Source organism: Acinetobacter sp. 25-47-130 (assembly GCF_056779705.1).
Window position 1 is genome coordinate 92,368 of the sequence record NZ_JBWYII010000006.1, and the last position, 12,533, is coordinate 104,900.

11 protein-coding genes are annotated in these 12,533 nt (G+C 39.5%); 3 read left to right on the forward strand and 8 right to left on the reverse strand.

Annotation, left to right across the window (positions count from 1 at the left end; genetic code table 11):
- Positions 1 to 34: 34 nt before the first annotated feature.
- The 3 genes from AC1M83_RS09125 to salA form a co-directional block, all read right to left on the reverse strand.
- Entirely contained in the window at positions 35 to 925 is an 891-nt protein-coding gene (locus AC1M83_RS09125; protein WP_481590514.1) for a LysR family transcriptional regulator, read from the reverse strand.
- Positions 926 to 1,048: 123 nt separating this feature from the next.
- Entirely contained in the window at positions 1,049 to 2,413 is a 1,365-nt protein-coding gene (locus AC1M83_RS09130) for an aromatic acid/H+ symport family MFS transporter (RefSeq protein WP_481587262.1), read from the reverse strand.
- Positions 2,414 to 2,471: 58 nt separating this feature from the next.
- Positions 2,472 to 3,779, reverse strand: coding sequence for a salicylate 1-monooxygenase (gene salA, locus AC1M83_RS09135; protein WP_481590495.1), 1,308 nt, complete (start codon positions 3,777 to 3,779; stop codon positions 2,472 to 2,474).
- Positions 3,780 to 4,086: 307 nt separating this feature from the next.
- Between salA and AC1M83_RS09140 the strand changes: the two genes are divergently transcribed.
- Entirely contained in the window at positions 4,087 to 4,572 is a 486-nt protein-coding gene (locus AC1M83_RS09140) for a hypothetical protein (RefSeq protein WP_257227585.1), read from the forward strand.
- A 137-nt stretch (positions 4,573 to 4,709) separates the two neighbouring features.
- On the opposite strand, the gene AC1M83_RS09145 is transcribed toward AC1M83_RS09140, so the two are convergent.
- On the reverse strand, positions 4,710 to 5,609 hold the full coding sequence (locus AC1M83_RS09145; protein ID WP_481590496.1) for an NADP-dependent oxidoreductase: 900 nt from the start codon (positions 5,607 to 5,609) through the stop codon (positions 4,710 to 4,712).
- A gap of 411 nt (positions 5,610 to 6,020) precedes the next feature.
- On the opposite strand from AC1M83_RS09145, the gene AC1M83_RS09150 reads away from it, so the two are divergent.
- Positions 6,021 to 7,247, forward strand: coding sequence for an SEC-C metal-binding domain-containing protein (locus tag AC1M83_RS09150; protein WP_481590497.1), 1,227 nt, complete (start codon positions 6,021 to 6,023; stop codon positions 7,245 to 7,247).
- A 194-nt stretch (positions 7,248 to 7,441) separates the two neighbouring features.
- Here the strand turns inward: AC1M83_RS09150 and AC1M83_RS09155 are convergent, their stop codons facing one another.
- From AC1M83_RS09155 to gatC, 4 genes are all read right to left on the reverse strand, one after another.
- Entirely contained in the window at positions 7,442 to 7,876 is a 435-nt protein-coding gene (locus AC1M83_RS09155) for a hypothetical protein (protein ID WP_035269782.1), read from the reverse strand.
- 158 nt (positions 7,877 to 8,034) lie between these two features.
- A complete protein-coding gene (gene gatB / locus AC1M83_RS09160; RefSeq protein ID WP_035269785.1) occupies positions 8,035 to 9,510 on the reverse strand; it encodes an Asp-tRNA(Asn)/Glu-tRNA(Gln) amidotransferase subunit GatB in 1,476 nt (491 codons plus the stop codon).
- The gene (gatA, locus tag AC1M83_RS09165; RefSeq protein WP_481590498.1) at positions 9,510 to 10,988 is read right to left on the reverse strand and encodes an Asp-tRNA(Asn)/Glu-tRNA(Gln) amidotransferase subunit GatA; all 1,479 of its coding nucleotides are present in this window, start codon (positions 10,986 to 10,988) and stop codon (positions 9,510 to 9,512) included. The genes gatB and gatA overlap by 1 nt, the downstream gene beginning before the upstream one ends.
- Positions 10,989 to 11,033: 45 nt before the next feature.
- On the reverse strand, positions 11,034 to 11,348 hold the full coding sequence (gene gatC / locus AC1M83_RS09170; protein ID WP_035269791.1) for an Asp-tRNA(Asn)/Glu-tRNA(Gln) amidotransferase subunit GatC: 315 nt from the start codon (positions 11,346 to 11,348) through the stop codon (positions 11,034 to 11,036).
- Between the two features lie 133 nt (positions 11,349 to 11,481).
- Between gatC and AC1M83_RS09175 the strand changes: the two genes are divergently transcribed.
- Positions 11,482 to 12,528 (forward strand): rod shape-determining protein, encoded by a 1,047-nt coding sequence (locus AC1M83_RS09175; RefSeq protein ID WP_035269793.1) that lies wholly within the window; start codon positions 11,482 to 11,484, stop codon positions 12,526 to 12,528.
- The last annotated feature ends 5 nt before the right edge of the window (positions 12,529 to 12,533 follow it).

Consider the following 12,533-nt stretch of genomic DNA (forward strand, 5'->3'; position numbering starts at 1 on the left):
TATAGACGAGCCTTTTTTATGTCTGAGTGGGAACTTAGAGCGTGCTGAAAATATTTTTTAGAATCTTACAAAACCACTTACGTGCGTCTAAGTCATCCTTATGGTTATACCAGTTAACACTGACATTGAATGGACGAACCTCAAAAGGGAGTTCAAAAATTTGAATATCCGTATGCTGCTGATAAACCTTCGCGGCTCTCGAAGGCAGAGTAACCAGAAGTTCTGAGTGTTTTACCACGTTCTGCAAAACACTGAAGTGGGGGACTTCAAGCATGATCTGACGAGAATGACCAAGTTCTTTTAAACGCTGATCAATTTCAATATGACCAGTACTCGATTTGATCGCAACATGTTTTTCCGATAAATACGCTTCCATGCTGAGCTTCTGCTGTATGCGCGGATGCTCTTTTTTAGCGATACACACATAACGTTCCTCAAACAAATTTCGAGATTCAATTTTGGGCATAATGGTGTGACTGCTATTAAAAACAGCCACATCCAAAAAGCCTTCAACCAGCCATTCCTCTACTTTTTCTGAGTGAATTTCCTCAATTTCAAGTTTGATATTGGGAGCATGTTGTTCTAAATATTCAATCAGCGAGGGAAGTAAACAAATTTCTCCTAAATCAGAAATGCCTAAACGAAATACTTTTAAAGAGGTTAACGGGTCAAAATGCTTGGCAGAATCAATCGCCATATCAATTTTAACAATCGCTTCGTAGAAACTTGGATAAAGACTTTGTGCAAGCTTTGTGGGTTTAACACCAAACTTGTCACGTACAAAAAGCTGATCATTCAGCATTTTCCGCAGTCGATTTAAATTATAGGTGACGGAAGGTTGGCTGAGATTCAAGCGCTCTGCGGCGTGACTGATATTTTGAGTTTGATAAATAATAATAAAAACTTTAATCAGACTTAAATCGATCAACTTTACATTCCTTGTAAATATTTAGAGACAGTCGCTATATCGAATAACCACTGTAACAAAAAAAGAGAGAGTTAACTCTCTCTTTTATTTTTAATGACTTAGATGTTATTGATGAATCATTTACTCATAAGCCACGTTTTTAACGTCATTTGCTGCGCCTGCAATTTTTTTATTGCGCAGATGGATCGCAGTCACACTGATCACTGCAATCATACAGGGGATAGATAATGCAATGAAATTATATTGCACTGGCAAATTAAGGCTGAGTAACCATCCACATAAGATCGGACCCAAGATCGCGCCTAAACGACCTACGCCAAGTGCCATACCTAGACCTGTTGCACGTATGTTAGATGAATAATATTGTGACATATAAGCCAACAATAAAATTTGTCCGCCAATCGATGCTGCACCTGCGACTGCTACACAGAAGTAAAGCACCATGGTTGGTAAGTTATAGCTTAACAAGAATAGGGAAATTGCGCCGCTCACAAACAAGGTACAAAGAACTTTAGGTAAACTGAATTTATCAGCAAAAAAACCACCAAAAATTGCACCCAGCATACCGCCAATATTGAGCGCAAATAGGAACACTAAACTGGTAGAGAGGTTGTAGCCAGCTTCCATCATCAGTTTAGGTAACCAGTTACCAAGCGCGTATACCAATACCAATGCCATAAAGACACTTGCCCAGAATAGAACAGTGGTTACACCACGACTTTCAGTAAATAAGTCTTTCACTGGTGATTTAGACGATTCTTGGTTTTCTTGATGCAGACTAATGCGCATATCAGCAGGGATTCTTAGATTTGTGTCAATTTGTTCTAAGATATGAGCAGCTTCTTTATGTTTATTTTGACGAACCAAATAATCGATGGATTCAGGCAATAATTTCCAAATGATTGGCAATAGAATGAGTGGAATACCTGCAATCATAAACATGATTTTCCAGCCAAATTGCGGTACTAGCCACATGCCTAAAATGGCAGAACACATTCCGCCTACAGCGTAACCACTAAACATCAATGATACTAAGGTGGAGCGTAAACGCTTAGGCGCATACTCTGTCATTAGTGTAATAACGTTCGGCATCACGCCACCAAGACCTAAGCCAGCAATAAAGCGATAGATTCCGAACTCTTGAGGATTGCTCGCTAGGCCACACATCACGGTAAAACCACTAAAAATGACAATACAAACTGCAATCAGTTTTTTACGGCTAAAGCCATATTTTTCAAGTTTGTCACTCATACTGCCAAAAATGATGGCTCCAAACATCATGCCAAAGAGGGCAAGACTTCCTAAGAAGCCCGCCGTCATTGGATCGATTGCCCATTCTTGCATGAGTTTAGGCAATGCCACACCGTAGATGACTAAGTCATAGCCATCAAAAATAATAATCAATGCGCTGAGTAAGATGACTCGCCAGTGAATGGCTTTGAGTTTGGCATGATCAATAATTTCATTTGCATTTAACGTATTCATGGAGACCTCCCTGGTCAATGAATCGGTTGATAACAGTCCTGTTAATGTTTTTGCTTATTTATATGGCTTCAGCCACGAGATGTTTCTCTATTGCTTGGCCTAAGCGATGTTGTGCGAGTACAACGTCTTTTTCTAAATCGTGTTGCCATAACCAATCAAAACGGTGTGCCAAATGTTGACCTACACTGTCAAAGTCTGGATACAGGGGTGAATATAATTCGTAAATCTCACCAGATTCTCGTGATGTGTTTTGTACACGGATGGCACGCTCTTTGCGCAGTTGCTCATAGACATGAGAGAGTTGTGCAAGGTCTTCAGTGCAGATTTGCGCTGAGTGATGTTCCAGATGTTTGAATAATGCAGAAAGAATTAAAGCATCTTCAAGACCTTGACCAGCACCAGCTCCTTGGTGTGGCAACATCGCATGTGCTGCATCACCAATCAAAATGACATTGTGTTCGCTGTTTTGATAGGTCTTAAGTGGCTCAATCTCATGAAGGGCCCAGATGGTAGGTTTTTCAATTAAGTTCAGTAATGCGCGACAGCTCTCACTCCAATCCGCAAAATCAGCTAGCATTTCAGTTTTGGTTGTTGGTCGTGTCCAAGGGGTACCTTCTGGCAGAGTTGTATTCTTGCGATCTGATTTAAAGGCAACAATATTGATTTCTTCACCTTTACGAATAGGGAAAGTTAAGATGTGTTTGTCTTTACCCAATAACATTTGTGGGACATCTGCAAGTTCAGGATCGTGTCCAAGTTCTGCAATGACCTGTTTAAAATCTAAATATTTGATAATGCCGCGATAAGCCCATGTTCCTGAAAATTGAGGATCGACTTTTGGAAGTTGATGCGATGCCAATACATGATCACGCACAACAGAATGGATACCATCACAACCAATCACGTAATCTGCTTCAACCACTTCACCATCTTGGAAAGTTAAACGAACACCAGCGCTTGAAGCTTCAACAGATTGTACACGTTTATTGAAATGTGCATTTTGTGAAGGAACGAATGGAATAAGTGCATCAAGAAAATCAGCACGATGCACAGAAGATTGACCGACTTGAGGTGCGATCGAAGCCGATAGGTATTCATCGGTATAGCCATTACGCCATTGGAACCAGATATCTTGATAAGGCGCAGCAACTGTATCCGCAATGGCGTGATATTCTTCACCTAAGCCCAAAAGCTCAATTGCTTTAACAGCATTGGCACCAAATGAAATGCCTGCACCAATTTCTGAAAATTGTGCTGCTGACTCATATAAATGCACATCAAATTTTTTATTTTTTACTAAGTTGGTCATTAAAGCTAATCCAGCAATACCACCACCAATGAGCGCAATCTTAATTCTTCTTTCCATGATTCAATTCCGAGTTTTTTGCCCTGAATAAGATCATTACTGATTTTTAACTACTTATCCAATTTATATATTTTGGTGGAAACTATTTAAAAAATTGATAGTTTGAATTTGACGTCCATTCCCACTGGTTTTGAAGCTTTATTGTCAATTTATGATCATTGATGTGCATGATTTAGCAAATTTACTACCTAAATTTTCATGTGCTTACTTGTTTTACAGTGTATCTGTAGGGAAATGCGTTCAGGATGTGATACAACAAAAACATAATGACAACGATGAAAATTGAGTTTAAGTGATGACATTAAAAATGAATAAAACTGCTTTACGTACACTGTGTGCATCGGCTTTGATCATGGGCGTATCGACATTTTCGAATGCGGGACCCGCTGTAGATCAATTGAGTGATTGTTTGGTCAAGTCGACGACCGCTGCAGATAAAACGACAGTACTACAGTGGACATATTCAGCATTATCTACTCATCCTGATTTAAAAGGCTTTAGTAATGTCAGTGCTGAGCAACGTACGGCATTGGATCAAAAGTTAGCGCAAGTCTTGCAACGTGTGATCGTAGAGCAATGTTCAACACAGACTAAAGCGGTGATTCAAGCTGAGGGTATTCAAGCTGTTGGTGAAAGTTTCCAAGCATTGGGTCGTAGTGCAGGGGAAGAAATTATTAAAAACCCTGAAGTGAATAATCAGCTGAAAGGGGTGGTGCGTTATATTGATTTAAATAAATTGGTGACAACATTCCTCACCCCAGATATTTGGAACAAGCTTGGGATCACTCGTTAATCTCTTATTTTAATTAATGGTAATTAAATAAATAAGTTATCGATTGATGAATGTAGGGTGGCGTTACTCAACATCATAATTCAAACTAGAGAAAAGGCAGGATGATATCCTGCCTTTTCACATTGTACACACAGAAATTATTTAAATAACAGTACGCTTTTACCTTGTGTATGTCCCTCTAAAATGTCTCGATAGGCTTGCTGTGCTTCTGTAAAAGGATATTCACGACTGACTGTCCAATTGAAGGTATTATTTGCAACGCCTTCGACCACGTGTTTTAAATTGGAAACATTACGTTTAACCCATATTGCTTGAATTTTCGCAGATGACAGTTTGCGTCCTGCAATCGTACCCATAAATCCGCCATTTTTCACTGTTGCCAATGAGGCTTGAGTGGCATCTTCGTTGCCTGCCATATCAATTGAAGCATCAAATTGATCTGGGTGGACTTGTTTCAGACGCTCAATTAAACCTTCGCCGTACACGACAGGAATCGCACCTAAACTGCGGATATAGTCTTGGTTTTTTGCTGATGCTGTTGCCACGACGGTAATGCCACGACTCACTGCCAATTGAATGGTGATTGAACCCACACCACCTGATCCTCCGTGTACCAATAAGCTTTGCATTGGACCAATTTCATCTAAAATGGTCATGGCAGTTTGAGCTGCTCCTGCAATCGAGCCTGCAATCGACCATTCTAGATTTTTCGGTTTTGCGACTAAATTGGCGAGAGGAACGTCTATCACGGTTGCATGGGTAAATGCTCCACCAGAACCCAGCACTTCGTCACCGACTTTCCATGCACTGTTTTCAGCTACTTCTACGATTACACCTGCAAACTCAGCTCCAAAGGTTTGTGGCAGTTGCGCATGTTTGAATTCGCCTGTCATGCGACGTGCATCAATGGGGTTAATTCCTGCGGCTTTGACTTGGATGCGTGCCATGTCAGGGTTTAATGGTGGGAGTGTGTAGTCTGTAAATTCAAGGACTTCGGGTTGTCCGTAGCTTTGTGCGTTGAGTACTGTTGATTTCATGATTTGTTTCATTCTTCTTGATGATGAAATCAGTATAGAAGAGTGAAAGCAGGCAAATGAAGATCGAAAAATAGAACAGTGTTTTCTTTATTTTTTTGTTTTACCTCTCCCTTGCGAACTCAAAATATATTTTGAGGATTCTCATCACTTGCGCTTCGATTTAAAAGCAATGCATTAAATATTGCTCAAGAGAGGGAACACCGCGTATCAAAATAATTACATGACACTCCCTCTGGGATGAGAAGCACTGCTTAGCAAGGGGGTGAGGAGATTAGATACGTCCTACTCTTCGAGTTTGGCAACAGAGGATACTTTTTTGATGGCATTAACATGAAATAATCTTTAGATAATTTAGACTTTTGAATTACTTCAAGATATTTTAAAAGAATAATAAAATTGAGATTGATATTAATGAATCATAATCATGTGATGCTTTCTAATTTTCCATCACTTTTAGGAACTTTGACAGCTATTGATAAAAATGGAAGAGATATACAGCAGAATGAATACAGATATTCTGGTTTTGTGAAACGCGATGAATATAGAACCTTAATAGAAAATAGTACCGAAAAGTTTTTTTTAAGTTTAATGTTATACGATGAAATTTTTATAAATGATGAAGACTTTTTAAAGATTGTTAGTTTTATAGGTGTTGTAAATTCAACAAAATTATTGGAACGGAAAATAATTAAAATCATTCCAAGATTTCAAAATCCTAATGTTATTGTTCATAGAAGTAAAAATTTATTACTCAATAAGACTAGGTATGAAATTGAACCACTTATGTATTTAGGAGGATTGCATGATTTGGATAGAAATTATAAAAAATACTCTGTAAATGAAAGTCATCGATCGAAAATAGTTCAATATTTTGATAATGCGCTTATTAATAAAGATGAGCGTGATGATTCTATATTTTTAAAGAATATAGACATTATAAAAAATGAAGAGCATATAGACTTTAATAATCTAGATTATAAGACTACTTTCGAAATTATGAGACTGTATGAAATTGTAGATAGTTTGCAGATGCAAAATAGACATAATTTATCAAATAGTATTATGGATGATTATGCAAAAGATTATTTAGGATCAAAGTTTATTTCAATTAGTGGAAATATTAACAAAGCTAATGAAAAGATAGAATTATTTGAAAAGGTTAGTGAAAACAAGAGGATTCCTAATTTCTATCAAATGTTTAAGAAAGGAACTGTTGAAATAGACCAAATTCTAGATATTAGAGAAAGTTTTAACTCTAAACTTTTTAGAAATTGGTTTGCTAATCCTGATTTATCCGAACAGGATATTTATTATGAATTATTAAAAGAGCATGGTTTAAATTTGAAAATAAATTTAATCAAATGGATCGTGCCAACAATCATTGGGGTTCTTAATACTCCTTTAGGGATTGCCGCTTCATTAGTAGAAAATTTTTTTATTTCTAAAATTCTTCAAGGTTGGAATCCAAACTTATTTCTTGATGATGTACTTGGGAAAAAGTTAACACAATTGGAGAATAATTTTAAAGTACAAGAGGAAAGGAAATTAATTTTGGAACGTTTCAACGGTATTCAAAGAAATGCCCTTTGTCCTTGCCAAAGCGGCAAAAAATTTAAAAAATGTCATGGAATGAATTAAATAAAAAAACCCGCTCTAAAGCGGGTTTTCTTTTAAAGAAAGATTAAATCAACCAATCAACTTCTTCATCAATTCATGGGCTTGTGCAGCGTTTGCTTCCCCTTTTGCTACTTTCATTACTTGACGAATTAGACTTTAGAATTGACATCTTGCCTATATAAAAAATAAGGAGTGTTATAACTAATGATCAGGAATTAAAACAACCAATTGGATAATGATTTGAGTACTGTGAATCCAAAAGCGGCAGTTAATAAAAGAAAAAATGCTATAAAAAAGATAAATAAACGTAGAGCATTTCTAATCTTCTCGAAACCAGAGAATTGAGCTAAGTATTCATTAGCTACAGTGGAATATTCTTTAAAATTAAAAGTGAGATATATCGTAAATAATATCGATGTTAAAATTGCATAAACTTGAAAATAATCTAACTCGATTATACTGAAATAAATTCCTAACATAATGAATGATAAAGTACCATTGAGATGGCTATAGTATTCTTTAGCAATTTTCTCCATCTCTAACTTTTTTGTTCTAGATTCTTCTTCATTTTCAATGGGTTCTGAAGTCTCAGACTTGTTTGTATCATTTTCATCTTTTAAACTTTCAATTTCCTCTGATTGGATAGACATGGAGAATTCGATTTCTTCAGATTTAAGTTTCTTATTTGTCATAATTAATTAAAAATAAATATATAGTTAATAAATATTTAATAATTTAGTCTAATACAATCAAAATTTCAAATAGAAAACCCGCTCTAAAGCGGGTTTTCTTTTAAAGAAAGATCAGATCAACCAATCAATTTCTTCATTAATTCATTGACTTGCGCAGGGTTAGCTTTACCTTTCGCAGCCTTCATCACTTGACCAACAAGACCGTTAAAGGCTTTCTCTTTACCAGATTTATACTCTTCAACCATTTTCTCATTGGCAGCAAGTACTTCCTTAATAATTGCTTCAATTGCACCTGTATCAGTTTCCTGTTTCAGGCCTTTTTCAGCAATAATCTCGTCCGCAGTTTTGCCTTCTTCCCACATAAAGCCGAACACTTGTTTCGCGATCTTACCGTTAATCGTGTTGTCCACAATACGTGCAATCATGCCACCAAGTTTTTCTGCTGATACAGGAGAGTCCGCCAACTCTAAGCCCGCTTTGTTTAAAGCGCCTGAGAATTCACCCATCACCCAGTTTGCAGCAATCTTACCTTGTGCAGCACCGCCCGCAGCCTTAACAACTTCTTCATAAAACTCTGACATTTCACGCGTAAGCGTAAGAACGTGCGCATCGTATTCAGTCACACCAAAGTCCGCCACAAAACGCGCACGACGTGCAGCAGGAAGCTCAGGCATCGTCGCTTTAATCGCTTCGATTTGCTCATCTGCAATGATCACAGGCAACAAGTCTGGGTCAGGGAAGTAGCGGTAATCGTTCGCTTCTTCTTTCGAACGCATTGAACGCGTTTCCATCTTCACAGGGTCGAACAAACGAGTTTCTTGGTCGATGGTGCCATCCCATTCCAAGATTTCCATTTGACGTTCAATTTCAACATTGATCGCTTGTTCAATGAAACGGAATGAGTTGAGGTTTTTAAGCTCACAACGTGTACCGAAAGGTTGACCCGGACGGCGTAAAGACACGTTACAGTCGGCACGGAAAGAACCTTCTGCCATGTTACCATCAGAAATACCTAACCAACGCACGAGTGTGTGAATCGCTTTAATGTAGGCAACTGCTTCTTCAACCGAACGCATATCTGGTTCAGATACGATCTCTAAAAGCGGTGTACCTGCACGGTTTAAGTCGATGCCTGACATGCCTTCAAATTGGTCATGGATCGATTTACCCGCATCTTCCTCAAGGTGCGCACGTGTCACGCCAATGCGTTTAACTGTACCATCTTCAAGTTGGATGTCGATATGACCCAAGCCCACAATCGGGTTGTCCATTTGGCTGATTTGGTAGCCTTTAGGAGAGTCAGGGTAGAAATAGTTTTTACGTGCAAATACAGACGCTTGGTCGATGTAAGCATCGATACCCAAACCAAAGCGAATGGCAAGATCAACCACTTCTTTGTTCAATACAGGCAGTACGCCCGGCATTGCCAAATCAACAAGGCTCGCTTGTGTATTTGGGTCTTGACCAAATTCAGTTGAAGAACCTGAGAAGATTTTAGATTTAGTCGCAAGTTGAGTGTGAATCTCAATACCAATAACGACTTCCCAACCATCAATCAAATTTGACTTAGGTTTTGCATTGTTCTTCGCCATTATGCATTCTCCTCAGCAATTGCAGCGCGTTTGGTGTGCCAATCAGTTGCTTGTTGGTATTGGTGCACCACAGACAACAATTGAGATTCTGACCAGTAGTTACCAATCAACTGTAAGCCAACAGGTAAATTATTTTGATCAAAACCAACAGGCGCGTTAATCGCAGGGAGACCTGCAAGGTTGACCGCGATGGTATAGATATCGCCCAAGTACATTTCAACTGGAGAAAGGTTTGCACCAATCTTATACGCCGTTGTCGGCGCAGCAGGCGCAGCAATCACATCAACAGACTCGAATGCTTTTAAGAAATCTTGTTGGATTAAACGACGTACTTTTTGTGCTTTGACATAGTACGCATCGTAATAACCTGCAGACAGCGCATAAGTACCAATCAAGATACGGCGTTGAACTTCAGCACCAAAACCTTCAGAACGAGAACGTTTGTACAAGTCCATGATGTCTTTTGGATCTTCACAGCGGTAGCCATAACGTACGCCGTCAAAACGTGACAAGTTAGAAGATGCTTCAGCAGGGGCAATCAGGTAATAGGTTGGAACATAAGCTTCAGTCATGTTGAGGTTAATTTCAACAAGCGTTGCGCCCATCTCTTCCAATTTTTTTAGAGATTCTTCAACACGTGCTTTAACGTCAGCAGCCAAACCTTCAACATTAAAGTACTGTTTAGGAATACCAATGCGTAATCCTTTTACAGACGTGCCGTTCAAGTTTGCAACGTAGTCATCAGCATCTTTTTGTACAGATGTTGAATCTTTTGCGTCATGACCTGCCATCACGTTCATAAGGTACGCACAGTCTTCTGCCGAACGTGCCATTGGACCGCCTTGGTCAAGTGATGATGCATAGGCAATCATACCGAAACGGGATACACGACCATAGGTTGGTTTTAAGCCTGTAAGGCCACAGAACGATGCAGGTTGACGGATTGAACCACCTGTATCTGTACCAGTCGCAAACGGTGCAAGGTCAGCTGCAACTGCGGCAGCAGAACCGCCTGAAGAACCACCCGGAACACGGTCAAGCGCCCAAGGGTTCGCCGTTGCACCAAAGTAAGATGACTCTGATGTAGAACCCATGGCAAATTCGTCCATGTTCACTTTACCTAAAGTCACTAGGCCCGCAGCTTTACCTTTCGCTACAACGGTTGCGTCGTACGGAGAGATAAAGTTGTCTAGCATTTTAGAACCAGCCGTGGTTTTAATGCCTTGCGTACAGAAAATATCTTTATGTGCAATAGGTAAACCCGTCAAAGTGGTTGCTGTACCTGCTTTGAGCGCTGCATCAGCTGCATCAGCTTGAGCCAATGCTTGTTCAGCAGTCACAGTGACATAAGATTTGACTTGCGCATCAATTTTTTCAATACGGTTTAAATAATGTTGCGTCAATTCACGTGAAGAGAATTTAGCGGTTGCTAAACCATCGATAAGTTCACGAACCGATAAGCGATGTAAATCTGTCATGAGAAAAATTCTTAACTAAAATTTAAATAGGGCAAAACTGAACAATTATTCAATTACACGTGGAACAAGATACAAACCGTCTTGCACAGCTGGTGCAACGGCTTGATAGTCGTCACGATGGTTTTGTTCAGACACAGCGTCTTCACGTAAAGGCTGCGGATGGTCAAATGGACTCTTTAGTGGCTCAACACCTTCGGTATCAATGCCTTTCAAGGTTTCCATCATTCCTAAAATTTTATTCAAACTTTGAGCATATTCAGCAGATTGAGTGTCATCCAAAGACAAGCGTGCTAAGTGTGCAATGCTTGAAACGGTTTGTGCATTTAAATCTGCAGATTGCTGAGCATCTGATGCTGACATGCTGTCTCACCTAATCAGTAATAAAAATATTCAAAATATCATGCGTTATAATAAGCGATTGACTTGTCCAAAGCATCACATTTAGTTAAAGTTGCCATCTTACGTCTATATAACGTTGAACTGAGAACGACCCGTGATTCTAAAACGACTAATTGGCTTGTTTTCGCCAGATCTAGCCATAGATTTAGGCACCGCTAATACACTAATTTATGCGCCAGGACGGGGCATTATATTAAATGAACCGACTGTTGTGGCAATTCGTCACAGTGGTTCACAAAAAATAGTTGCCGCTGTTGGCTTGGATGCTAAGCAAATGCTTGGTCGTACCCCTGCGAATATTTCTGCAATTCGTCCAATGAAAGATGGCGTGATTGCGGATTTCGAAGTCACTGAGACCATGTTAAACCAATTTATTGGTAAAGTGCATGAAAAGCGTCTTTTCCCACCAGCGCCACGTGTTGTGGTGTGTGTGCCATGTAAATCAACTTTGGTTGAACGTCGTGCGATTCGTGAGGCTGTATTCAATGCAGGCGCACGTGATGTACGTTTAATCGAAGAGCCAATGGCAGCAGCGATTGGTGCAGGCATGCCAGTTGAGCAAGCATGTGGTTCGATGGTCGTAGACGTAGGTGGTGGTACAACTGAAATTGCAATCATTTCATTGCAAGGTTGTGTCTATGCAGATTCATTGCGCATTGGTGGTGATGTTTTTGACGAACAAATTATTCATTATGTTCGTAAAGCACACGGTTGCGTCATTGGTGAAACAACGGCTGAAACCATTAAGAAAGAAGTGGGTATGGCGCTTCCTGATGAAGATGGCAAAGTGTTAGAAATCGAAGTTCGCGGTCGTAACTTGGCGGAAGGTGTTCCGCGCGCAATTACGGTGACTTCTGATGAAATTACTCAAGCAATCACTGATCCATTGCAAAGCATTGTGTCTGCAGTGAAATCTGCGCTTGAACAAACACCTCCTGAGTTGTCATCAGATATCGCGGAGCGCGGTATTGTATTGACTGGTGGTGGTGCGTTATTACGTAACTTAGACAAGTTATTATCGCAAGAAACAGGTTTGCCAGTAGTAGTTGCTGAAGATCCGCTTTCTTGTGTAACACGTGGTGGTGGCAAAGTCTTAGAACTCTTTGACAACCCGAACCATGACATGCTGTTTGTTGGTTAATTTTC